Source organism: Flavobacterium chungbukense (assembly GCF_020805785.1).
GTDB classification, from domain to species: domain Bacteria; phylum Bacteroidota; class Bacteroidia; order Flavobacteriales; family Flavobacteriaceae; genus Flavobacterium; species Flavobacterium chungbukense.
This window is the reverse complement of sequence record NZ_JAJGZV010000002.1, coordinates 521,365-547,190: the sequence shown is the minus strand read 5'-3', so window position 1 is coordinate 547,190 and position 25,826 is coordinate 521,365. Positions and strand designations below refer to the sequence as shown.

Sequence of the window (25,826 nt, the reverse complement as noted above, 5' to 3'; positions counted from 1 at the left end):
TATCCTTCGACTTGGTTCAGGATGACAATCATGCGAGTTTCTTGTTTTAAACAAAATTATCATTTTTTTTGAAACGAAATACTTTATCTTTGTCGCTATTAAAAATAAATTTATGAGTTTACGTCAGTATTTAACAAGCCGAGTTTTTTTCTTGCAATTGCTTGCGGCCGCAGCTATTATCGCGGTTATTGGTTATTTATTTATGCATTGGTTAACTTTTACAACAGATCACGGTCACGAAATTTCGGTTCCGAATTTGTCTAAATTGACAGAAGAGCAGGTAGAAGAAAAATTGGATGAACTGGATTTAGATTATGTTCTTTTAGATAGTGTTGATTACAGAAGTGAATTTCCAAAATATAGTGTGGTTGAACAAGATCCGCTTCCTGGAACAAAGGTTAAAGTGGGAAGAAAGATTTATATTAAGATTAATGCTTCAGGTTTTTCATCTGTTAAAATTCCTGATTTAATCGAAAAAACATACCGAGAAGCTGTACCAACTTTAAAAGCTTTAGGTCTAGAGCTTGGAACAATTACTTATATTCCGAATCTTGGAAAAGATATGGTTTTGGAAATGCGTTTGAAAGGAAGAAACTTAAAAGTAGGAGATCGTGTGCTTAAAGCTTCTAAAATTGATTTAGTTTTAGGTGACGGAAAAGCAAGTTATGTAGATGAAAGCCAGGCAGACAGTACAGCAACGGAGCCTGCAGAAACCCCAAATGATGAACAATAATATTGAAGAAAATTTAGATCTGGAAGACGAATTATTCGAGCATTACAGATTTGAAGTGCCTAAAGGTCAAGCGTTTTTGCGTATTGACAAATATTTAATGAATTTGATTCAGAATGCCACGCGAAATAAAATTCAGAACGCGGCAAACGACGGAAATATATTCGTAAACGAAATTCCAGTAAAATCAAATTATAAAGTAAAACCTTTTGATGTGATAACGGTAATGTTGTCGCATCCTCCGTACGAGAATCATATTCTTCCCGAAGATCTTCCGATTAATATAGTTTATGAAGATGATGCCTTTTTGTTGATTAACAAAGAGCCGGGAATGGTTGTGCATCCAGGTCACGGAAATTATACTGGAACTTTGGTAAATGCTTTGGCACATCATTTTGATAATTTGCCAATGAACAGCAGCGAACGCCCTGGTTTGGTTCACCGAATTGACAAGGATACTTCTGGACTTTTGGTTGTAGCCAAAACAGAAGCTGCAATGACACATTTAGCAAAACAATTTGAAGCTAAAACTACAGAGCGTGAATATATTGCTTTGGTCTGGGGAAATGTTACTGCAGAAAGCGGTACAATTGAAGGAAACCTTGCAAGACATTTGAAAGACCGTATGCAAATGGCTGTTTTTGCTGATCCTGAGATTGGAAAACCTGCGATTACGCATTATAAAGTTTTGGAGCGTTTTGGTTATGTGACTTTGATTTCTTGTAAACTAGAAACGGGAAGAACACACCAGATTCGTGCGCACATGAAACATATCGGTCATCCATTGTTTAATGATGAACGTTATGGCGGACATTTGATTTTGAAAGGAACGACTTTTACAAAATATAAACAGTTTATAGAGAATTGTTTTAAAGCTTTACCACGTCAGGCACTGCATGCAAAAACGCTTGGTTTTGTTCATCCAAATACAGGCGAAATGATGCGTTTTGATACAGAACTTCCTCAGGATTTTCAAGATTGTATCGAGAAATGGCGTGTTTATGTGAAGTCGCATAATGTTGAAGAAGAAGAGTAATTAGATAATTTGTCAATTAGAAAATTAGATAATTTCTTTAATCAAAATAAACAAAAAAGCTCCTTTTAGGAGCTTTTTTGTTTTAATGTAATTTTATTATCGTTCCAATATTCTGTAGAGACACACTGCAGTGCGTCTAACGTATTGTGGATATTGCGGAGAGGCACTGTGCGTCTCTACACATATGTTTTGTGTTAGAATATTAATGGCATATTTGTTTCCATTAATTTAATTATTGTAGAGTTTTAATTGCTAAATCCGTTATTTTGACTTCTCCGTTGGTTATGAAACCTATTTTTCCTTTTTGGTTTAGATTGCTTTTTTCAACGTAACATTCTAAATAAGTTTTGTTGTCTACGGAAAAATATAATTGGTTATTTGTAACTCTGATTTTTACAACATACCATTTGTTATTTTGTAATTTCATTGTTTTTTTGAATAAGGTTTTTCCACCTCGTTTGCCATATGAATCATCTTTTTTATCATAGACTCCTTCACCAATTACAATGTTTTGATCAATTTGGTATAAGTAGGTTCTAATGTATTTTCCTTTATCCAAATTGAGCATGATTTCGAATAAAGATGAATTTGACATGTTGACTTTAAAATCAATTTCATAGTTCTTTGGGAGCTGTTTTTTTGAAACCAAAACTCCCCAAGGTGAAAGAGAACCGCTTCCTGTAAGAGTATCATCTTTTAAAACCCATTCTTTAGAATGGATTGTCCAATTTGATTTTAGTTCTTTTGAATGCTGTAAAATATATTCATTTTTAGAAGTCGATATCGTGCTTGAACACGAACTTAAGATCAGAAAAAAAATAAATGTAATGCTTATTTGCTTTGTCATAATTTGGTATTGCGTAGGGGTGCACTGCTATGCATCTAACGTATTGTGGATATTCGTTGCGGAGACGCACTGCAGTGCGCCTCTACATATATACTTTAGGTTCTGTCGATAAATTTTCTAATTGACAAATTATCTCATTTTCTAATTCATTTTTAATTCAATTCTGAATGGTATTTTATTCTTCCGCTTGATCCCGTTTCTGATGGTAAAAGTTCGAAAACTGAAGTAGGAGCAAGGCCTTGTTCGATTCGGTGCGAAACGTAAATGATGCTCACATTGGTTTCTTGTTTTATGGTGTTGATTAATTGAATTACTAAATCAACATTTTCGTCGTCTAGACCTTCTACAGGTTCGTCTAAAATTAATAATGGCGGATGTTTTAAAACGGCACGAACGATTAAGGCAACTCTTTGCTGTCCGATAGAAAGATCAATAAAACGTTTTTTACGTAAATGAGTCATTTCGATTACTTCAAGCCATTGTGTAACTATGTTTTTCTGATGTGTTGAAGGTTCGGTATAAAGTCCGATTTGGTCGAAGAATCCCGAAAGAATCATTTGTTCTAACGTATGTCCTTTTTGAAATAAATCGGTCATTGAAGTGGTAAAAATTCCGATTTGTTTTTTGATTTCCCAAACACTTTCACCAGTTCCTTTTTTTCTTCCGAACAAAAATAAATTTTGTCCAAAACCTTTCGGATTATCGCCTGTTATTAAAGATAAAATAGTGCTTTTACCAGAACCATTTGGGCCAATTAACTGCCAAAATTCACCTTGTTTTACAGTCCATGAAATGTTGTTCAGGATTTTACGTTCTTCGTAACTTACTGAAACATCGTCTAATTTTATCAATACACTTTCGTGAAAATTATGCGGTTCTAAAGCTTTTGGAATTGCGGCTGTATTTAAAGTTTTAAAATGATTTTCAGTCTTTACGAATGTATGTAATTCGAAAGTATTGTCTTTGATTAAAGCTTTATTTGGGACAAATTCCAATACGTCAACAGTACGGTTTACAAGCTGGATAATAGCAATGTCATTTGTAAGATCTTTTAAAGAATCGGCAAGAATTACTCTTGAAGGCTGATCTAAATGATCAAACGGATTATCAAATATAATAAAATCAGGTTTTTGATTAATGCAGTAGCGTAAAAACTCTTTTTTACGTTCTCCAGAAGAGAAAGTTCTTAATTGTCTGTTTGAACTTGGAGAAGTTTCAACACTATCGTATTGAAATTCTTTTTCTATGAATTTTTCTATGGCAATATCAGAGAACAAAATTCCTTTTAGATTGTTGAAAATGGCTAATTCTCCTTTTGCTTCTCCGTTTAAGATAGTATCTATAAAAGCTTTCTTATTTACTTGATTTGATAAAAGTATATCCCAATGTTGCATTGTAATTTTTTATTTTTTTTTGCCACAGATTTCACAGACTAGCATGATTAATCTTTATAATCCTTTAATCTGTGGCAATATATAATTTCTATTCTAGTTTTTTGTTGTCATTTCGCGGTCGTTTCTGGACCATTCACTCCATGAACCTACATATAATTTCGGAATCGGAAGCCCTGCATAATCCATTGCGAGTAAAGTATGGCAGGCTGTAACTCCTGATCCGCAATGTACGATTATGTTTTCTTCTTTTTTATCTCCAATTACAGCTTTATATTTTTGAGCCAATTCAGCAGCAGATTTAAAAAATCCATTTTCATCTAAATTTTCAGTAAGCGGAACATTTACAGCTCCTGGAATGTGTCCTGCAATTAAATCTAGTGGTTCTGTTAAACCATCAAATCTATTTTTGTCACGAACATCAATTACGATGTTTAGATAGCTCTTTCGTGCTTTTTCGACTTCTTCGATGTCTGCTAATGGTAAGTTCCATTCTTGAATTGGATACGTTGTTTTTTGAAAATTTTCAATTCCAGAACTAGTAGGAAGACTTGCTTGAATTGCAGCTTGAAAACCACCATTTAAGACCTGAATTTTTTCATGTCCGATGGCACGCATCATCCACCAAAATCGTGCAGCGAAGTTAGAACCATTTTTATCATCATAAACCACAACATGGCTTGAAGAAGAAATTCCAAGTGTAGAAAGTGTTTCTGAAAACGTTTTTATCGATGGCAAAGGATGTCTTCCACCGTTTGCTGGATTTTCAGGAATTGAAGCCAGGTCTCGATTTAAATCAACAAAACGAGCATCTTTTAAATGATCTTTTTGATATGCTTCAAAAGCATTAGCACCAGCTCGAGCATCAACTAAAATGATTTCTGAAGTTTTTAATTGAATTAATTCTTCGGCTGTGATTATTGGAGAAATTGTAGTAGACATTTTTTATTTTTTCTTTGAATTCCCCATCCAAAGAAGGGCATTCAAAATTAATTGACTTTGTGTTTTATTCTCAAAAGTGTATGATAAAGTTTTATTTGTTCCGCCTTCATAATCAATATCGTTGTGTCCCATGTTTACGTACAGCATTTTGTATTTCTTATTGGTCCAGACAACGGGGTAATAACCGCTGTACCATATTTCATGCGCTTTTGGACCAGTTCCTAATGGAAAACTAGATTCGTCTATGGCCAATAAAATTTCTATATCTGGATTTTTTATCAAATCATTAGACCAGCGATACCATTCGTTTGGTGCTGACGTAAAGGTTTTGGGCAGATTTTTAGTCGCAGGATGCTGCTTTTCGACTCTTAAAACAGCCGAAGTTGGTCGCCAAGTATTACTTCCATATTCTCCAGATCCTAAAAAAGTATTGTGATACCAATTCCAATCTTGATTATAGCTCGAATCATTTAAAGCAAATGCCGAAAAATGAAATCCAATGAAACCGCCACCGTTTTCCATGTATTTTTGAAAAGCTTCACGCTGTTCTTTTTTTTCTGGGCGTGTGTCTAAAAATAAAACAACTTGGTATTTTGCCAAAAAATTAGCGTTGAGATTGTCCCAATTGCTGGTTGAATCGTATTGAAAATGATTTTCGGCAGCAAATTTTGGAAAGTACTTATTTGCTTCATGCACAAAACTGATGTGCGCCTGATCGTTTTTTGCGGTGTAAAAAGCAATTACTTTAAATTTAGAATGTTCTTTTTTGCTTTGAGAAAAACCAAAGCATGAAATCATTACGACAAATAATAAAATAATTCTTTTAAAAAGATTCATTGGATTTTGCTTGAAAGAAGACATGAAAATTAACTCGGAATTTTTTCAATCAAAATCTCATTTTTGCCCTTATCAAAATATGTACAAGTCATCTCTACAATGTCTACGCGCCATTTTGCAATACCAGATTGTGCGCAATGTTTGCAGAAAGTCATATAATCAGTTTCTCCATGCTGATGTTTTACTAAAAACTCAATAAAAAGTTCTTTGTTAGGAAAGTCAGCTACTTTAATTTCGGGATATTTTTCTTCAGCTTCAGCGGTATAATTGTTTAAACCGTAATACACAACGCTTCCATCATGTACATAAGTGTCATATCCTTTTACGCCTAAAATGATTAAGTCCTGAATATAATTTGGAAAATCTGCACCGCTTTTCACTTTTGAATGCGCTTCTTTAATTTGCTCGATTGTAAACATATTTTTAATTTTAGATTGTTGATTTTAGATTTTAGATTTTAGATTTTGCCACGAATTACACGAATTCAAACGAATTAATTTTTCCTTTAAGCGCAATAAAATTAGTGTGAATTAGTGTAATTCGTGGCAAATAAAAAAAGTTTTTATTTCAAAAATACAATTAATGATTTTATAAATGAATCAAAAGATTCGATATGCGGTAAATGTCCTGTGTTTGGAATTTCAACTAGTTTTGCATTCGGAATTGCTTTCTGAGTTTTCTTGCCCAGTTCGGCATAATTTCCCATTGTTTTTTGAACTTCTGCCGTAACCAAAGGTTTTCCTAAAGCTGTTTTATCTCTTGTTCCGATAATTAAAAGTGTTGGACTTTTTATATTTTTAAATTCATACAAAACAGGCTGTGTAAAAATCATATCATAGAGGAGAGCAGAATTCCAAGCCACTTTATTGTAATCTGGCGCTGTTGTCCAGCCTGCACCAAGTTCAGCCCATTTTTGATAATCGGCATTCCATTTTCCATCATAGTAATTCGCCATCTGGTATTTTTTTATGCCTTCGTAATTTTGCTTCAATTCCGATTCATACCACCAATCAACAGGTTTGTAAGGAACAACTAATTTCCAGTCTTCTAAACCAATTGGATTTTCTAAAACTAGTTTTTCTGTAGTTTCAGGATACAGTAACGCGAAACGTGTAGCCAGCATTCCGCCCATTGAATGCCCTAGAACGGTTGTTTTTTGAATTCCTAAATGATCTAAAAGTTTTTTGGTGTTTTCGGCTAATTGCTGAAAAGTATATTGAAAGTTATCAGGTTTTGTCGATTTCCCAAAACCAATTTGATCGGGAACAATAACACGGAAACCTTCTTTAGTTAGTGCTTTTATAGTAGTTTCCCAGTAAGCGCCGTTGAAATTTTTTCCGTGAAGGAGAACAATGTTTTTATTATTGTAATTGTCGGGTTTTATATCCATATAAGCCATCTTAAGCGCTTGACGCTGATTGCTTAATTCTAAAAAATGAACAGGAAAAGGATATTCGTAATTACTTAAATTAATATCGAGAGACTTAATGTTTCCTTCTTGAGCAAAACTTAAAAAAGGAATTAAAAGTGCTAATGCTTTAAAGATTTTCATATTTACGGGCATTTGTTTTAATAACTTATAAAGTTAAAAAGTAACATTTTTAAAACAAAGCTTAAAATCTTAAAGTTATCAGAAAAAAGAAAAGTAAATTTTATGCCATCACTGCAATTATGCTTAAAGCAACTTTTCCGAGCTCTTTATCTCCAAGAATTTCTACTTTATTTAATGCTTCAAATGGTGTTGTTCCTTTAGAAAATAAAAGCCATGCATCTTGCGGATTAATTTTTACGATTGAAGTAGAATCAGCTTCAAAAGAATCAATAAATTCCCAGTTTTTTTCTTCTTTTATAATACTCCATTGACCACCAATTTCTGTAGTAATAATCAATGTTACAATTGTGTGTATTGGAGCGTTTGTGTTTCGATACGTATGCGGTAAAGCCTGAATAAAGGTTTTTATAAACGGATAAAATAATTCTTTTGTCATTAATGCTTGTTTTCCGACAGCATCTCTTATCTGCTGTTGATGCAGGAATTTTTCGGTATATTCTCGTGCAATATGAAACCAGTTTAGAGAAATTTCTTCACCAGCCCAAGCAACCGAAAAGACAGCATTATCAAAAGGATTTAAGGTTTGTAAATGATCGGAATATTCTTTTCCGGTACTTTCTAATAAATGAGTCAGTACATTTGGACTTAATCTTTTTGTAGCATTCGTCCAAGTCAAATTAAGCTGATTTAAGAAATCTACCAAATCTTGATATGAATTAATGTTTTCAGGATTCTCTCCAAAATACCGATCTCTAGAAATAGATAATCCTCTTAGGTTTCCATCTAATAAATGGGATGCAATATCTTTAACTTTCCACTTTTTAGCTACAGTTTGAGCGTTCCATTCTTCTTCAGTTAACGATTTTAAAAGATCAATTAATAAATTATCAAGAATAGGGAAGAGTTCTAAAGTTTGAATTGGAATTATTTCTGAAGATTTCATTTAATTTGTTTTTTGATCAGGAATTTTGAAATCACCATTTTTTAAAGTCACAACACGTTGCGGATACGGAATGTCAATGTTATTTTCGTCAAATCTTTTTTTGATGCTTTGAAGTAAATCGCAATACATTACAAAACCGTCAGTAGAATTTTTTGCCCAAGCCCACGCTTTTAAATTAACACTCGAATCGGCCAAAGCAACTACTCTAGCTACAACCACAGGTGTCTCTTCTTTTTTGGCTTCGGCTTTACGAGTATCAATAAAAAGAGGATGTTTGCCAATTTCTTCTTTTATAATTTCTAGCGCTTTTTCGATATCTGAATCATAACCAACGCCAATTTCTATTATTTTACAGCACTTGGTATCATGCATATTGGTATTCACAATAATTTGATTGCTGATTACCGAATTTGGAATAATAATTCTATTGTTTTCGGCATCCTTTAAAACAACTTGTCTCAAATTAATATCTTCTACTGTTCCGATAAAATTGTTGATGGTAATTTTATCATTGATTTTAAAAGGTTTAAAAATCACCAAAAAAATTCCGCTAACAATATTGCTTAAAGCTTGTTGTGAAGCCAAACCAGCAACAAGAGAAATAACTCCAGCTCCAGCTAAAAAGGAATGACCAATGATTTTAAATTCGGGAATTTGTATTAAAGCAAAAGCAAATCCTAAAATATAAATTATGGTTATAATTAAGTGCTTTAAGAATTTAAAACCAGTTGCATCATAATCTTTATCGATTTGTTTTCTGTACAAAAGATAACGCAGCGCTCTGTCTGTAATGGCACCTAAAACAATTGTAGTAATTGCTATGACGGCAATAAAAAATCCAATTCTAAAGTCTTTTATGTAATCTATCATAGCTTGTTCTTTACATTAATGAGAAATAACAGATTTGATTAACCAATCATTATTTACTTTTTTCAAATTGAATTCTATTGGAATAGCAGCATCCATATCTGGAGTTACAATAATTTGAGCAGTCGAATCGGTTATTTCTTTTTCAAAATAGGAAGCTTTTTTTTCTTTGTCTATAAATCTGGTTTTTTCTTTATCTGGAATACTTTTCTCCATTTTTTTGAGAGTTTCCAAAATCATCTGATTTTCTTTATTTGAAATCAGGAATTTTTTTGCAGTTTCAAAATCAAAATTGTTTGTTGCTGACAAATAAGCTTGAACAGTTTCTTTTGGAGATTTAGATTCTTTTACAGCATTTGTTTCAGAAGATTTGATTTCGTCTGAAGATTTATTTTTGCAGTTTGCAAAAAAAGCCAGAATAACAAAAAAAGAAATAAAACGTCTCATTTAAATTATTTTTTATAATCCTACAAAATCATCACTTTTAGGGAAAATACTTAAAGCCTGAATAGCAATTTCTGGTGTCGGAGAAGCTAATTTTCTAAGTTTAGTATCCATCCAAGCGCCATCAACCGTAATCGTTGCACAAAGTGTATCGTCTTCTCTTCTAAATTCGTGAATAATTGACCAGCGCGACGCATCGGTTTTCATTTTAGATGTTTTGGTATGAATGAAAATCTTGTCTGAAAGTTTTAATTCTTTTCTAAAAACACATTCTTCTCTAAATAAAACAGGTCCGAAACCTTGTGTTTGCATAACTCGCAAAGTTAAACCTAGTTCTTCAAGGATTTCGATACGATGCTGTGCACCAAAATCGTAATAAGCACTGTGGCGAACGTGAAAATTTGGGTCAAGATCTGACCAGCGAAAAGATATCTCTTTTGTAAATGAAGCCATTTTGTAAATTGTAATTTTAATGAGAAATCGAAATTACGAATTTTTATAGTCATAATTTTTTTAGGAACTTAATTTATAAAATCTTTTACATAGTTAATTTTGAAGTGACTTGATTGTGTGGTGAGAGGTTAAGCAAATAATCACCAATACTTTCTGTTTCATTTGTTGTAAAGTTAGAATCAAAATATTTTATGTAAGAGATTAATTCGTTAATTCCGAGTATTTTAATAAACTGAAACTGTTCTTTTGGAGCATTGTTTATAAAAACAATAATATTTTTTATAGGAATTTTTCTGTTTCCCCAATGGTGTCTGTTAAAGTTCCAACTATACTTCCGTGAATTATCATCTAAGAGTTTAAATAGAGCATAGTTAGTTCTTAGAATTTGCTGAACTGGAGAACGCAAGTCTAAATTATCAAGTGAGCGATTGCTCCAATTTTTTGTTTCAATTATAAAAATACCAGCGGGAGAAAGTAATAGATGATCAATTTGAATTGATTTGATAAAATCACCTTTATGTTTAATTGGGGTTGCGAAATTATAACAGAAATCATTTATTAATATATAATCATCGGATAGTTTTTTTAAAACATTTTCTACTTTGTTCTCACCAATAGCGCCGTATATTGTAATTATTTAAGGTTGTTATAATTTCTTTTTTAATTCAAGTTTTTGCAAATCGGTAGAACTGCTCTTATTTACAGCGTCTTCAAAATCTCTAGAAATATAATCGAGACGTTGATTCTTTTTTGAAATTAGTTTTTTACTTGAATGTTTAAAAATATAAATTGTGACAGGAAGTTTGAATTGTATATACCAAAATTTTATATGAATTATGAGATTTCCCCAATAATTCTTTATTGTTGCAATGATTTTAGAATTAGGATTAGACAAATCTTCAATTTCTTGATTAAAATCATTCAGATTTTTTCTTAATTCATTTTTTAATTCATTTATTTTATTATCTATAAGATTGCTTAATTCAGAAATTTCATTTTCAAGATATAGTTTTTCATCTTGTATTTGTTTGCTATGATGAGAAATGATGCTCTGTTCTGTAATATGAAAGTTTTTTTGAAAATCAATAAGTTCATTAATAGAATTAAATTCGTCAATATTATTTGTGACTAATTCACGTTGAATAGTATTTAGACAACCAATTGTTTTATAAACTCTGCACATAACCTTACTATATTACAATTTCATTTTCGACAATTCAACTTCCAACTTGTCAAAATTCTCTTCATTCTTATCGACAACATAAGGTTTTAGCTTTTGACATTCTTCTTCTGTTTCAAAAAGCATTTTGAAAACCACTTTCGTTTGATTTTCTGCAGTGTTTTCAAAAGTCGTAAGGATTTGAAAAAGTGGTTTAGAATGACGTTTCCAAGCAATGAGATTTGGTTTGTCTATTTTAATGAACTCACATTCGTTGGCATAATTTCCGACTTCAGGACCATGCATAATAAAGCTCCATTTTCCGCCTTCGCAGAAATTAAATTCGTTGAAAGTATTCGTAAAGCCATTTGGTCCCCACCAATTTTTTAAATGTTCTGGAGTACTCCAGGCTTTGAAAACTAATTCTTGCGGGAAATTTAGAATTCTTGTCGTAACAATTTCTGAATTTGGTGTTGTGGAAAGAATCTCTGAAGTCATTTTTTGATCTTTTAAATAAATATAAAGTTAGTTTAATTCTAAAAACAAATAATGTTTAACGAAATGATTAATGTTTTTATGAACATTAAACTTTTGACAATCCACGAAAGTGTCAGCTTTTAACGAGAAGACCTTCAGAATTAAATGACCATTTTTCCGGTTTTCTTTAGTTTGTTTCTGTCATTTTTTTGATGCGTTTTTGAGTAATAGTATTTCTTAATATTTTTCTTGAGAACCAATTTTGTGGAAAATTAACTGAAATATAGGTGCAATTTTTGTTGGTGATTCTTAGTTTTTGATGATTTCTCATGAATGAATCTACTTTCTTCTCAAATAATTCTCCTCCATATTTTGGGTAACGTTCAGATTCTTTGTTTTTTTCGTTATAGATTTTTTCAATAAAATCTTGTTTCCGAATAAGATAAGCTTGATCTGAAAAGCCATAACCTGAATAAAAGTTTTCGATTTGTTCGAAAGATTCGTTTTCTGCTTCCTTAAATTTATAATTCCAAGTAGGGTTTGCAACGATAATATTAGAATTATTGTTCATTATATTAATTGCTTCTTTAATCCAATTTGTATTATTATTTACTGGGAAAGAATCACCTGAAAAGTGCATTAAATAATCCGTTTCACATTGATATATTCCAGTTAGCTCAGCTATTGAATAATAATATCCAGCGCCAAAACTTTCAGCATTTAATTCAAAATGATTTAATACTGCAGATTTGGAATCATCAACTACAAAGTAATTATCAATAATGCCTTCTTTGATTTTTTGTATGCAATATTTTTCAACTAATAGTCTGTTTTTTACATTATTAATAATAATGTGTTTTTTATAAAAATTGAAATTACAATTGGCAATTATTTTATCTAAATAATCTCCTTTTAGTATATATTCCCAATCCTTTTCCCAAACTTTTGTTTCGAATGTAACCATTTTTTTTCTTGATGTTATATGGTATTGCCAATATTTAATAGATTGTTTGTATCTGAATAATATCGACTATATTTTGTGTACGAATGTAATTTTTTTTATAGATAACTGAAAGGACTTTTAATTTTTACTAAACTATTTGTATTTATAAAGAAATGTATGTCGATTATTTTACTTTAATAATTTCTGTATGCAATACAAATTTGAAAATCCCGAACCAATGCCAAGTATTGTTATTGTGGTAAAGTCTTTAATTGCATTTTTTTTATTTTGAGCTGACTCAGAAGTTGTAAGTAATTATAAATGTCAGTTTAATGAATACCTTCAAAATGACATAAATATAGTATTGTGCCATGTATGTCAGGTTTTAAAAATGTCATGTTGTCAGATGATTATTGTCGTGCCAAATTAAAACTGACAATTTTATTTAGTTTTTTATATTGGCACAAAGATTGACTTATGCCACCTGAGTTATAAAATTAAATCAAAAATTAAATATATAAAAAATGGGTAAAATAATCGGAATTGACTTAGGTACGACGAACTCTTGTGTTTCTGTAATGGAAGGTAACGAAGCAGTTGTTATCCCTAATGCAGAAGGAAAAAGAACTACACCATCTATCATCGCTTTTGTTGAAGGTGGAGAAATTAAAGTAGGTGATCCTGCAAAAAGACAAGCAGTAACGAATCCTACAAAAACGATTGCTTCTATTAAACGTTTTATGGGACACACTTTTGCTGAAACTCAAGAAGAGGCAAAAAGAGTTCCTTACAGTGTTGTAAAAGGTGACAACAATACGCCACGTGTGGATATTGACGGCCGTTTATACACTGCTCAAGAATTGTCTGCTATGACACTTCAAAAAATGAAAAAAACTGCTGAAGACTATTTAGGTCAAACAGTAACTGAGGCAGTTATTACTGTTCCTGCATACTTTAACGATGCTCAGCGTCAAGCTACAAAAGAAGCTGGAGAAATCGCTGGTCTTAAAGTTATGCGTATCATCAATGAGCCAACTGCTGCTGCACTTGCTTACGGATTAGATAAAAAAGGAAATGATCAAAAAATTGCTGTTTACGATTTAGGTGGAGGTACTTTTGATATCTCTGTTCTTGAATTAGGAGACGGTGTATTTGAAGTATTATCTACAAATGGTGATACTCACTTAGGTGGTGATGATTTTGACCAAGTTATTATTGACTGGTTAGCTGACGAATTCAAAACTGAAGAAGGAATTGATTTACGTTTAGATCCAATGTCATTACAACGTTTAAAAGAAGCTGCTGAGAAAGCTAAGATTGAATTATCATCTTCTGCTGAAACAGAAATCAACTTACCATACGTAACTGCTACTGCTTCTGGACCAAAACACTTAGTTAAAAAATTGTCTAGAGCTAAATTTGAGCAATTATCTGATTCTTTAGTAAAACGTTCTATGGAGCCAGTTGCTAAAGCATTAAAAGATGCAGGTTTATCTACATCTGATATCGACGAAGTAATCCTTGTTGGAGGTTCTACTCGTATGCCAAGAATCGCTGACGAAGTGGAGAAATTCTTCGGTAAAAAAGCATCTAAAGGTGTTAACCCTGATGAGGTTGTTGCTATTGGAGCTGCTATTCAAGGTGGAGTTTTATCTGGAGATGTAAAAGATGTATTGTTACTTGACGTAACACCTCTTTCTTTAGGTATCGAAACTATGGGTGGTGTATTGACTAAATTAATCGAGTCTAACACAACTATCCCAACTAAAAAATCTCAAGTATTCTCTACTGCTGCTGATTCTCAACCATCTGTTGAAATCCACGTATTACAAGGAGAAAGAGCAATGGCTGCTGATAACAAAACTATCGGTCGTTTCCACTTAGATGGTATTCCACCAGCACCAAGAGGAGTTCCTCAAATCGAAGTAACTTTCGATATCGATGCTAATGGTATCATCAAAGTTTCTGCAACTGATAAAGGAACTGGAAAATCTCACGATATCCGTATCGAAGCTTCTTCTGGATTAACAGCTGAAGAAATCGAAAAAATGAAAAAAGATGCTGAAGCTAATGCTGATGCTGACAGAATCGCAAAAGAAAGAGCTGAGAAATTGAACGAAGCTGACAGTACTATTTTCCAAACTGAATCTCAATTGAAAGAGTTAGGAGATAAATTGACAGACGATCAAAAAACAGCTATCGAATATGCTTTAACAGAATTGAGAATGGCTCACCAATCTCAAGATCTTGATGCAATCCAAAAAGGATTAGACAATGTAAATGCAGCTTGGAAAACAGCTACAGAAGCAATGTACGCTCAAGGTGGTGAACAAGGTCAACAAGCTGCTCCACAACAAGAGCAATCTGGAGACAATGTTGAAGACGTTGAATTCGAAGAGGTAAAATAATTCTTTAGTATTAAGTAATTAGTACAAAGTTTTAAGATAGAAACCGAGTCAGAAATGACTCGGTTTTTTTTATGGGTTGTGTTTTGCGTTTTGTTAAATCTTTCTGGGCAAAATGATAAATGTCATTTCTTCTTCAAATTCTTTTTCGTAATATTACTATTGTAAAATTTCTAGAATGAGAAAGATTAAATACAAGAAAGGACGCAAGTTGCAACATATTACATTAGAGTATACAGGATCGCATAAAGAGCACGAAACCGAAATGCAACTTTTTGTTTATGACGATAATGATGTTGTTGAATATGATAAGTTTACAGTTCTTGCCCTTAATTCTTGTTTTGATTACACTAAAAACAATTGGCTTAATATTCACGGCTTAAACGATATCAATCTGATAAAAACTATCGGAACTCATTTTAAGCTTGATGATTTTCTTTTGGCCGATATTTTAAATACAACCAAAAGAACGAAGTTAGAAGAACAGCAAAATGTTCTATTCTTCAATATAAAATCCCTTTTGCCTTCTGAATATTCAGATAATATTAGTGTAGAACAAATTAGTTTTATTCTGAAAGAAGGTATTCTGATTTCTTTTCAGGAAAAACGAAGTGATTTTTTTACGCACATTCGCGAGCGTCTTCGCACGCATGCTGGAATTGTGAGAACCAAAAAAGTAGATTATCTCTTGTATTTGCTTTTAGATGCCGTTATGGAAAACTTCTACATTACCATTGAAGATGAAGAAGATAAAATAGAGGAATTAATCAATCTAACCAAAAAAGGAGCCGATCCTGTTATTTTAGAAAAAATTGAAAATCATAGGGATAACTTTAATTTTTTAAAACGTTCTATCGTGCCTTTGAGAGATTCGTTATATTATCTTAAAACCATTAAAGATGATGATGAAAATAACGGTCTTATACAGAAGGAAACGTTTAATTTCTTTATCAGACTGCATCAAAAGAGTTTGGAGCTTTTAGAGCAAATTGAATCGGATATGAGCGCTTTAGAGAGTGCTTCGAATTTTTATTTTTCGGAACAAAGCCGAAAAATGAATGAAATCATGAAAACGCTAACCATCATTTCGGCAATATTCATTCCATTAACTTTTATCGTGGGCGTGTACGGAATGAACTTTGAAAATATGCCAGAGCTCAAAACAGAAAATGGCTATTTTGTGGTGATGGGAATTATGTTTTTACTTGTAATAGGCTTAATTGTTTATTTCAAGAAGAGACGTTGGTTTTAACGTTTATTTCAGCATAAAAAGAATTGAAATATCTAAATTTGTTATTTAGAATAAATATAAATAATTATGAGTAAAGCAATATATATAGCCACTAGCGATCACAATAGTGGAAAATCAATTATCACGCTCGGTTTGATGAGTATCTTGATTGGTAAAACAGCCAAAGTAGGATATTTTAGACCTATAATTGAAGACTTTATTGATGGAGAAGTAGACAATCATATCGAAACGGTTTTGTCTTATTTTAATCTTGATATTCAGTTTGAAGACGCTTACGCAATTACCAAAAGCAGATTAATAAAGAAAAAGAATAAAGGAAAAATAGGAGAGGTCTTAGATACTATTATTGAAAAATATAAAAGGCTCGAAGAACGTTTTGACTTTGTTTTAGTAGAAGGAACAAGCTTTACAGGAGAAGGAACTTCTATCGAATTGGATTTAAATGTACTGATTGCTAAAAATCTTGGAATTCCGACAATAATTGTAGGATCTGGCGTTGGAAAAACTTTAGAAGAACTCTTAGACAGTTTGTATTTGGTGTACGATTCTTTTAAAGTAAAAGAAGTTGAGGTTTTATCTATTTTTGCTAATAAAGTACAGCCCGAAAATATAGAATTGGTTACTAAAAGTTTACAGAAAAGTTTGCCCTCAAATGTACTGATCAATACCATTCCGCTGATTTCAACTTTGAATAATCCGACGATGCAGGAAATTGTAAACGTTTTGAATGCTAAGGTTTTGTTTGGAGAAAATTATCTAAATAACGAAATTGGACATTATAGTGTTGGGGCAATGCAACTGCACAATTATCTGGTTCATTTACATGACAATGCTTTGGTAATTACGCCTGGAGACCGTTCTGATATTATTTTAGGAGCTTTACAAGCGAATGAATCAGCCAATTACCCAACAATTTCTGGAATTATTCTAACAGGAAATATTGTTCCTGAAGAAAGCATTTTGAAACTTATAGAAGGACTTTCAGCTATAGTTCCAATTATTGCTGTAGATGGAGGAACTTATCATATTACCAATAAAATTGGTTCAATTAAATCGGAGATTTATGCCAACAACACGCATAAAATTGAGACTTCTATAACGACGTTTGCAAAATATGTTGATAATGATGCTTTATCTGAACGATTAATCACTTTTGAAGCAGAAGGGATGACACCAAAAATGTTTCAATATAACATGGTTAAAAGAGCCAAACAGCATAGAAAACATATTGTATTGCCAGAAGGAAACGATGACCGAATTATTACTGCAGCATCTCGATTGTTAGATATGGATGTGGTTGATATTTCTATTATTGGAGATAAAAAACAAATAGAAAGTAAGGTTGTAGAACTCGGAATTACATTTGATTTTTCTAAAGTAAATATCATCAATCCAAAAGAATCTGAACTTTACGAAGATTATGCCAATACCTATTACGAGCTTAGGAAGGCTAAAAACGTAAGTATTACAATGGCAAGAGATTTAATGGAAGATGTTTCGTATTTTGGAACGATGATGGTTTATAAAGGGCATGCGGACGGAATGGTTTCTGGAGCGGCTCATACCACACAGCATACTATTTTGCCAGCGTTGCAATTCATTAAAACAAAACCAAATTCATCTGTAGTTTCTTCGGTATTTTTCATGTGTTTAGAAGACCGAGTTTCTGTTTTCGGTGATTGTGCCATTAATCCAAATCCAACAGCAGAACAATTGGCAGAAATTGCGATTTCTTCTGCAGAATCAAGTTTAGCTTTCGGAATTGAACCTAAAATTGCGATGCTTTCTTATTCTTCTGGCTCATCAGGAAAAGGAGACGAAGTCGATAAAGTTAGAACGGCAACTGCTATCGTAAAAGAAAAAAGACCTGATTTAAAAATTGAAGGACCCATTCAGTATGATGCTGCCGTAGATTTAACTGTCGGAAAAAGCAAAATGCCAGATTCTGAAGTAGCAGGGCAGGCGAGTGTACTTATTTTTCCGGATTTAAATACAGGAAACAATACCTACAAAGCCGTTCAGAGAGAAACTGGAGCATTGGCAATTGGCCCAATGTTACAAGGCTTAAACAAACCTGTAAACGATTTAAGCCGTGGTTGCACCGTAGATGATATTATAAATACTGTTGTAATTACCGCTATTCAAGCGCAAGGAATGTAAATTCAATTAAAAATTGAGAATTAAAAATTAAAAATAAACTAAAAATCTCAGAACCTTAGAACCTTAGCATCTTAGCACCTTTAAAAAAAATGAAAATACTAATTATAAACTCAGGAAGTTCTTCAATTAAATATCAATTAATGGTAATGCCAGAAAACGAAGTAATTTGTTCTGGAATGATTGACCGAATTGGTTTAGAAACTTCAAATGTTATTTTTAAAACTGCAACTGTTTCATTAGAGGAAACATTGCCTATTCCGAACCATAAAGTGGGATTGCAAAAAGTAGCCAGTATGCTTTTGGACTCAGAAAAAGGAGTTATAAAATCTACTTCAGAAATTACAGCTGTTGGACATCGCGTTGTACATGGAGGAAGTGATTTTAGTGCTACTGTAAAAATTGACGATAAAGTTAAAGCAAAAATTAAACAGCTTTTTGAATTGGCGCCGCTGCATAATCCAGCAAATCTGGAAGGAATTAATGTAGCGGAAGAAATTTTCAGTTCGGCAGAACAAATTGCAGTTTTTGATACCGCTTTTCATCAAACCATGCCAGAAGTAGCTTATAAATATGCTATTCCAAATTATCTTTTAACAGAAAATAAAGTTCGTGTTTACGGTTTTCACGGAACAAGTCATAAATATGTTTCTGAAAAAGCAATTGGTTATTTGGAAAAGAATTCCAGAATAATTACCATTCATTTAGGAAATGGATGTAGTATGGCAGCTATTAAAGATGGAAAATGTATCGATACTTCGATGGGATTTTCGCCTTCAAATGGATTAATTATGGGAACTCGAGCGGGGGATATTGACCAGTCTGTTGTTTTTTATATGATTAAAAATTTAGGCTATACTCCAGATGAAGTAAATGCAGTTTTACTAAAACAAAGTGGTATGCTTGGGCTTACAGGTTACAGCGATTTGCGTGATATTGAAGCAGAAGCAGAAAAAGGAAATAAAGATTGTCAGTTGGCATTGCAAATGAATGCTTATAGAATCAGAAAGACTATTGGTGCTTATACAGCTGCCCTTAACGGATTGGATGCTATTGTGTTTACAGCTGGAATTGGAGAAAATTCATCTTATATGCGTAATTTGATCGGTACAGATTTGGATTATTTCGGAATTGAAATTGATACAGCAAAAAATCAGATTCGTTCTAAAGAATTAAGAGAAATTAATACTCAAAACTCTAAGGTAAAAGTGTTGGTTGTTCCAACAGACGAAGAGTATGAAATTGCAAATCAGGTTTATCAATTGCTTGAAAATTAGAATATTCGTGTTTTATATAACGAAAGCTCCTTTGTTTTGGAGCTTTTTTTATGCTTTTAGTTTAAGTTTTTTGTCAGTATCTTTGAATTTAAAAACGAAATATCTTGAAATCGATACTTTTAAAATCTCTTTTCTTCTTTTTCATTGCTTTACAGCTTCAAGCACAAGAATTACTTCCATTTGTCGAAAATTACAGCAAATCAGATTATCAAGGTGATAATCAAATTTGGAATGTCGTGCAAGGAAAAGACGATGCCATGTACTTTGCTAATAATCATTATTTACTTCGTTACGATGGGGTAAAATGGGAAAAATATACACTTCCTAACAAAACCATTATTCGATCTATTTTAATTGAAGGTGATAAAATTTATTCAGGTTCTTATAAAGAATTTGGTTATTGGTACAGAAAGGATGGAACCATGCATTATGTTTCTATAACCAAAAATCTTCGTTTGTTTGATGAAAAAGACAATGAAGAAATCTGGAAAATTTTCAGATTTAATGGTTCATTGTATTTTCAATCATTCAATGATGTTTTTATCTACAATGGAAAAACAATTAAGAAAATTAAATTTCCGTTTCTTATTTCATACTGTTTTGCAGTAGATCAAAATTTATATGTTGCTTCTGTCCAGAATGGAATTTTTAGAATGAAAGATAAATACATTGCTAACCCAAAAGGTTGGGATGTGTTAAAAAAGACTGTTGTCCATGCCATCGAAAAATATCAGAACAAAACATACATCTTTACACAAAAAAAGGGTGTTTTTGTTGTAGATAAAAATGGATTAAAAAGTTGGGACAATCCGATAAACGAAATGCTGAAATCTGCAACAATTAATGTTGCAAAATTTATTAAAGGAGAAAAACTGATTATAGGAACTGGAAATCGCGGTATTATCATTTTAGATTTAAAAAACAATTCATATAAAAATATTGAACGTGATAATGTTTTAATGAACAACTCAGTTCTAAGTTTAGGATTTGATAAAGAAGATGATTTATGGGTTGGATTAGATAATGGTATCGCGCATGTTGAGGTCAATTCTCCAATTTCTTTCTTTTATGACAATTCGGGTATTTTAGGATCTGTCTATGCTGTTGCGACAATTAATAAAGGTTATCTAATTGCTTCAAATCATGGTATTTTTGAATATAGTGGTGGAAAATTTAATATGATGCCAACTACTCAAGGCCAGGCTTGGAATATTTCACTTATTGATGGAAAATATATTATAGGTCATAATGATGGTACTTTTTCTTATGAAAATAATACTTTAAATAAAATCAATGGAGTAAGCGGTGGTTGGAATATGTCAAAAAGCAGTATAAATAACACTTACTTTCAATCGACCTACAGTGGTATTTTAGTTTATGATGATCCTTCTAATTTATCTGAATACAAAACAATAAAAGATCTAGCAAAGCCTATTAAATATGTTGCACAGAATAAGAAAAATGAAATTTGGGCAGCTGACAATTATCGTGGATTGTATCGTGTTTTATTAGATGATAATTACAATACTTTAAAAGTTGAAAATGTTACGCAACAAAGTAAAATCAAAAATGATTTTGGAATAAAGATTTTTGAGTTTAGAAAAGAAATTCTCTTTCTGATTAATAATGTATGGTACACTTATAATTCAATTTCTAATAAACTGGAAGAAAATGATCTATTCAATGCAAGTTTTAAAAATGTAACAGACATTGTTTCAATAGATGAGGATCATTTTATGGTTTTACAAAACGGAATCTTATATCACATTTATGCAGAAGGAAACAAGTTTATTTGGAATATTATTCAGGAGAAATATTATAAAGGTAAATTGATCAATGAAAATTTAAGAATTTTTAAAACAGACAACGATTATTTATTTAACCTCGATGATGGATTTATTTCTTTAAAACTGCAGTATGAAAACAAACAAAACTCAAAAGTAGAATTAGAAGCTTTTAGTAATGATGTTTTAATTCCAAACGAGTCGAGAATAAAATTCAATACGGAATTAAAGATCAATGTTATTTCTGGGATTTATGGAGCAAGCAAGCCAAATTTGTTTTACAAGTTAGATAAGAGTAAAGAATTTGTGCCGATTTCTGATGGGTTAATAATTCTAAACAATTTGAGTAGCGGCTATCATTCTGTAGAGATATTCAAACACGATGGTGCAACTTACGACAAGGTTTTATCTTATAAGTTTAAAGTTGCCGAACCCTGGTATTTTTCTTTTTGGATGATTCTTCTTTATTTACTGATAATTGGTGCTGTTTTATTCTTTTATTATAAATGGAATAAACTTCGTTATATGCAAAAATTAAAATTGCAGGCCGAAGAATTAAAACATCAGAGAGAGATTCTTGAAATGGAGTTGAAAAAGGAAAATGAGCTCAATATTCAGGAATATGAAAAACATATTTTAGAGCTTGAACTTCAAACCAAATCTTCTGAGGTTGCTGGTAAATCATTGTCAATTGCCAAACAAACAGAAATGATTGATAAAATTCAATCAATTTTAGAAACTGAGAAAGATTTCAGTAGACTTAAGAACGAAATCAAAAAAGCGATCAAGATTAATGAAGTAAATAAACATGAATGGGAAATATTTGAAACTAATTTAAATCAAATCCATAACGAGTTTATTATAAATCTTTCCAAAAAGTATCCACACTTAACTCCGAAAGATATAAAATTGTGTGTTTATCTTAAAATGAACCTGTCTTCTAAGGAAATTGCACCTATGATGAACATCTCTTTTAGAGGTGTAGAACTGCATAGATATCGTCTAAGAAAGAAATTAAACCTCACACAAGACGAAAATTTGTCGAAATTTTTATTAACTCTGTAAGTTTTGAATTTGTTTTTTACATAATTTGTATTTTTCAATATCATTTTTTATATAATTACGATACATCATTACTACATCATAATGATATGTTAAAGGAATTTTATTAACATTTAAAATGTTGATTTTGATTTATTTAACTATAAAATTTAACATAATGATGTAGCTATGTTGTAGTGGTATTTGATGTACTACAACGTTGTAATTGTTTAATTTGGCTCTACTAACTTAAACGATTACGTACTGTATGAAAAATTTTATTTTTAGCTTTTTAGCACTCTTGTTGCTGCCTACATATATGATGGGGCAAGCACAAGCAATTAAAGGGAAAGTATTAGACAGTAGTGGAATGGGTGTTCCAGGTGCTATTATTAGTGCTTCAGAATCTCGAACTTCTGCTGATACCGACTTCGATGGTAATTTTACCATTAATGCTAAAGTTGGAGAGACCTTAAAAATCTCCATGCTTGGTTTTGACTCTGTTTCTGTACCGGCAACGGCAGGAGCAATGACCATTACTTTAAAAGAATCGGGTGACACCGCTTTAAAAGAAGTAGTAGTAATTGGTTATGGTACTAGAAAAAAGGTAGATAATACTACTGCAATTTCTTCTATAAAAGCAGAAGATATCACAAAAACTAAAGTTATTAATGCTTCTCAAGCTATTCAAGGTAAAGCTGCTGGGGTGCAAGTAACTGCTTCTGATTTACCAGGAAGTACACCATCTGTTGTTATTAGAGGTTTAGGTACAGCCTTAGGAGGTAGATCACCATTATATATTGTTGATGGTATGGCAACAGAAAACATCAATAATATTAATGCTAACGATATTACTTCTTACGATATTTTAAAAGATGCATCTGCGTTAGCAATTTATGGTACAAGAGCTGCAAACGGGGTTATTATCATTACAACTAAAAAAGGTAAAGGTGATAAGGTTTCTGTTGAAGTGGAAAGCTTTGGTGGTGTAAGAACACCGCTTAAAAGAGTAAAAATGGCTGGAAGTAATAAATATGCTCATTACACTAATTCAGCTTTACAATCTACAACTTACTCTCAGGATCAGCCTGTTAATACAGATTGGTTTGACGAAATTACAAGAACAGGAAGTTATACTCAAAATAACGTATCTGTTTCTGGAGCAACGGAAAGTGTAAAATACTTTTTCAGTTTAGGTAATTATGAAGAAAAAGCTGTTTTAAACGGTTTAGATTACGGACGTACTACTTTTAGAAACAATAATGAATACAAAATTTCTAAAAAACTGACATTAACTCAAAACTTCAGTTTAACGTCTACAAAATCTACTCCAAAACCTTTGTCAGCTTTTACAAATGCTTACAAACAATCGCCTGTAGTTCCAGTATTTTTTCCTGATGGAAAATATGGAGTTGCGCGTGTTGGAGAAAATGGTTTTGCAAGTGAAACAGGATCTGCAATTAATAATGTTGGAAACCCAGTGGCTCAGTTGGATTTCTTCGACGAACAACAACGCAGTATTACGTTGCAAGGAGGTCTAAAATTAGATTATGAAATTTTACCTTCGTTAAAATTCACTTCACAATATAATGGTGAGTATTATACTTGGAAAAATTATAACTACAACGATACTAAAAATATTTGGGTAGCAGCGAATCCTGACAGACAGGCTAGCGAATATGAGCAGTTATTTCCTAATGCAAATATCAATTCATTAACAAAAGGAAGAGAAGAATATTATAACTGGAGTTTATCAAACTACTTGACTTACAATAAAGTATTTAACGAAATTCACGATTTAGAAGTTACTGCGGGTGTTGAAACATACGTTAAAGGAGCAAGAGAAAAATTGACAATAGTAAGAAAGAATGTAAATTCAGATTCTAATTACTGGGCTCTTAAGGATAACGAATATGCTACAAACATAGTAAGTTATAAAGATGAAGTTTTTAACGAAACTAAATTAGCTTCTTACTTAGGTCGTTTCCAATATAAATTATTAGATAGATATTTATTTACTGGAACTGTTAGACGTGACGGATCTTCAAACTTTGCAAAAGACTACCGTTGGGGAACTTTCCCTGCACTTGGTGCTGGATGGGTAATTTCTAAAGAAAAATTTTTAGCAGACTCAAAAGGAATCAATTTATTGAAATTAAGAGGAAGCTGGGGTAAATTAGGAAATCAAAATGTACCGCTTAATAGTCAAGGATATACTTCAGGACTTAATGCTTATTTAGGAGGGTCTATTTTGCTTGAAGGAACAACAATATCTTCACAAATCGATCCAAGTTTATCTTGGGAGATTACAGAAGAATCTTCTGTAGGTTTAGATTTTGAATTCTTAAACAGCAGATTAAAAGGATCTTTCGATTTGTATGACAAAAATACAAACAACGTAATTTTAAATACAAAACCTTATTTTACATCTGGAATTACTGCTGCATCTCCTGCTCACGTTGGAGAAGTATCTAACAAAGGTTATGAGATTTCATTACGTTGGGATGATAAAATTGGAGAAAATTTTAGCTACTATATCGGTGGTAACTTTTCTAACAATAAAAACGAACTTACAGGTTTGAAAAATGTAGTCTTGTCTCCAGTTATTGGTGGTGGATTAGGAAATGGTCAAGATACAAAATTACTTGACAATACTACTGTAGGTCAGCCATTAGGAAGTTTCTACATCTATGAATATGCTGGTTTTGATCCTACAAACGGACAAATGTCATACTATAATGCCGCAGGAGATAAAGTAACTCAAGATGCATTAAGCGCCACAGCCGATAAAAAATATGTTGGTTCAAGTTTACCAAAATCTAACTATGGAGTTTCTTTAGGATTTGTTTACAAAAACTTTGATTTCTCTGTTGATGGATACGGTACTGCTGGAGCAAAAGTGTATAACGGTAAAAAAGCACAGCGTTTCTCTGGTGAAAACATTGAAAACTCTCTTGCTACAGATTTCTGGACGTTAAACAATCTAACAGCTTCAAATCCTGCACCATTCAATCAAGTACCAGTTGCTTCTACATACTACCTAGAGTCTGGCGATTTCTTTAGAGTTAACAACATTACTTTAGGTTACAAATTACCATTACAAGGAGATGGATTTGTAAATGCATGTAGAATTTATATAAATGCAATTAACCCATTTATTACACAAAAATTTTCAGGATTTTCTCCAGAGTTAAACGGAGACGGAAATCCTTATGGAACTCAGGGAGTAGAGCTGGATGCTTATCCAACTTTAAGATCATTTGTAATTGGTGCTAATTTAAAATTTTAA

The 25,826-nt window shown here is 32.1% G+C and carries 22 protein-coding genes; 8 read left to right on the top strand and 14 right to left on the bottom strand.

The window, feature by feature from the left end; translation table 11 throughout:
• The first annotated feature begins 112 nt into the window (after positions 1-112).
• Together LL966_RS07620 and LL966_RS07615 are read left to right on the top strand one after the other, a co-directional pair.
• Positions 113-733, top strand: a complete 621-nt coding sequence (locus LL966_RS07620; RefSeq protein WP_229351983.1) for a PASTA domain-containing protein — start codon at positions 113-115, stop codon at positions 731-733.
• Positions 723-1,766, top strand: a complete 1,044-nt coding sequence (locus tag LL966_RS07615) for an RluA family pseudouridine synthase (protein ID WP_229351981.1) — start codon at positions 723-725, stop codon at positions 1,764-1,766. The genes LL966_RS07620 and LL966_RS07615 overlap by 11 nt, the downstream gene beginning before the upstream one ends.
• Before the next feature lie 232 nt (positions 1,767-1,998).
• Here the strand turns inward: LL966_RS07615 and LL966_RS07610 are convergent, their stop codons facing one another.
• From LL966_RS07610 to LL966_RS07550, 14 genes are all read right to left on the bottom strand, one after another.
• Positions 1,999-2,613 carry a family 16 glycoside hydrolase gene (locus LL966_RS07610; protein ID WP_229351972.1) on the bottom strand — a complete coding sequence of 205 codons (615 nt, stop codon included), beginning with the start codon at positions 2,611-2,613 and terminating at the stop codon, positions 1,999-2,001.
• A 152-nt stretch (positions 2,614-2,765) separates the two neighbouring features.
• Complete coding sequence (locus LL966_RS07605) at positions 2,766-4,007, bottom strand: ATP-binding cassette domain-containing protein (RefSeq protein WP_229351956.1); 1,242 nt, start codon at positions 4,005-4,007, stop codon at positions 2,766-2,768.
• 93 nt (positions 4,008-4,100) lie between these two features.
• Positions 4,101-4,946, bottom strand: coding sequence for a sulfurtransferase (locus LL966_RS07600; RefSeq protein ID WP_229351951.1), 846 nt, complete (start codon positions 4,944-4,946; stop codon positions 4,101-4,103).
• A gap of 3 nt (positions 4,947-4,949) precedes the next feature.
• Positions 4,950-5,783 carry a ThuA domain-containing protein gene (locus tag LL966_RS07595; RefSeq protein WP_229351948.1) on the bottom strand — a complete coding sequence of 278 codons (834 nt, stop codon included), beginning with the start codon at positions 5,781-5,783 and terminating at the stop codon, positions 4,950-4,952.
• 29 nt (positions 5,784-5,812) lie between these two features.
• Entirely contained in the window at positions 5,813-6,202 is a 390-nt protein-coding gene (locus LL966_RS07590) for a DUF1398 domain-containing protein (protein WP_229351945.1), read from the bottom strand.
• 143 nt (positions 6,203-6,345) lie between these two features.
• The gene (locus LL966_RS07585) at positions 6,346-7,335 is read right to left on the bottom strand and encodes an alpha/beta fold hydrolase (protein ID WP_229351943.1); all 990 of its coding nucleotides are present in this window, start codon (positions 7,333-7,335) and stop codon (positions 6,346-6,348) included.
• A gap of 100 nt (positions 7,336-7,435) precedes the next feature.
• Positions 7,436-8,278, bottom strand: coding sequence for a maleylpyruvate isomerase N-terminal domain-containing protein (locus tag LL966_RS07580; protein ID WP_229351940.1), 843 nt, complete (start codon positions 8,276-8,278; stop codon positions 7,436-7,438).
• Positions 8,279-9,148 carry a mechanosensitive ion channel family protein gene (locus tag LL966_RS07575; RefSeq protein ID WP_229351936.1) on the bottom strand — a complete coding sequence of 290 codons (870 nt, stop codon included), beginning with the start codon at positions 9,146-9,148 and terminating at the stop codon, positions 8,279-8,281.
• Between the two features lie 15 nt (positions 9,149-9,163).
• The gene (locus LL966_RS07570; RefSeq protein WP_229351932.1) at positions 9,164-9,592 is read right to left on the bottom strand and encodes a hypothetical protein; all 429 of its coding nucleotides are present in this window, start codon (positions 9,590-9,592) and stop codon (positions 9,164-9,166) included.
• Positions 9,593-9,604: 12 nt separating this feature from the next.
• Positions 9,605-10,042, bottom strand: a complete 438-nt coding sequence (locus LL966_RS07565) for an acyl-CoA thioesterase (protein WP_229351929.1) — start codon at positions 10,040-10,042, stop codon at positions 9,605-9,607.
• Positions 10,043-10,127: 85 nt separating this feature from the next.
• Positions 10,128-10,658, bottom strand: a complete 531-nt coding sequence (locus LL966_RS22865; RefSeq protein WP_394799458.1) for a nuclease-related domain-containing protein — start codon at positions 10,656-10,658, stop codon at positions 10,128-10,130.
• 30 nt (positions 10,659-10,688) lie between these two features.
• Positions 10,689-11,225: a hypothetical protein gene (locus LL966_RS07560; RefSeq protein ID WP_229351926.1), complete on the bottom strand. Its 537-nt coding sequence runs from the start codon at positions 11,223-11,225 to the stop codon at positions 10,689-10,691.
• Positions 11,226-11,237: 12 nt separating this feature from the next.
• Positions 11,238-11,699, bottom strand: coding sequence for an SRPBCC family protein (locus LL966_RS07555; protein ID WP_229351924.1), 462 nt, complete (start codon positions 11,697-11,699; stop codon positions 11,238-11,240).
• 166 nt (positions 11,700-11,865) lie between these two features.
• Positions 11,866-12,642, bottom strand: coding sequence for a hypothetical protein (locus tag LL966_RS07550; protein WP_229351922.1), 777 nt, complete (start codon positions 12,640-12,642; stop codon positions 11,866-11,868).
• Between the two features lie 503 nt (positions 12,643-13,145).
• Here LL966_RS07550 and dnaK point away from each other — a divergent pair.
• From dnaK to LL966_RS07520, 6 genes are all read left to right on the top strand, one after another.
• Positions 13,146-15,029, top strand: coding sequence for a molecular chaperone DnaK (gene dnaK, locus LL966_RS07545; RefSeq protein ID WP_229351917.1), 1,884 nt, complete (start codon positions 13,146-13,148; stop codon positions 15,027-15,029).
• A gap of 175 nt (positions 15,030-15,204) precedes the next feature.
• Complete coding sequence (gene corA / locus LL966_RS07540; RefSeq protein ID WP_229351915.1) at positions 15,205-16,278, top strand: magnesium/cobalt transporter CorA; 1,074 nt, start codon at positions 15,205-15,207, stop codon at positions 16,276-16,278.
• 66 nt (positions 16,279-16,344) lie between these two features.
• Positions 16,345-18,438, top strand: coding sequence for a phosphate acetyltransferase (gene pta, locus LL966_RS07535; protein WP_229351912.1), 2,094 nt, complete (start codon positions 16,345-16,347; stop codon positions 18,436-18,438).
• Positions 18,439-18,527: 89 nt separating this feature from the next.
• On the top strand, positions 18,528-19,712 hold the full coding sequence (locus LL966_RS07530) for an acetate/propionate family kinase (protein ID WP_229351906.1): 1,185 nt from the start codon (positions 18,528-18,530) through the stop codon (positions 19,710-19,712).
• Between the two features lie 104 nt (positions 19,713-19,816).
• Positions 19,817-22,561, top strand: a complete 2,745-nt coding sequence (locus LL966_RS07525) for a LuxR C-terminal-related transcriptional regulator (RefSeq protein WP_229351896.1) — start codon at positions 19,817-19,819, stop codon at positions 22,559-22,561.
• Between the two features lie 244 nt (positions 22,562-22,805).
• The gene (locus LL966_RS07520) at positions 22,806-25,826 is read left to right on the top strand and encodes a SusC/RagA family TonB-linked outer membrane protein (protein ID WP_229351893.1); all 3,021 of its coding nucleotides are present in this window, start codon (positions 22,806-22,808) and stop codon (positions 25,824-25,826) included.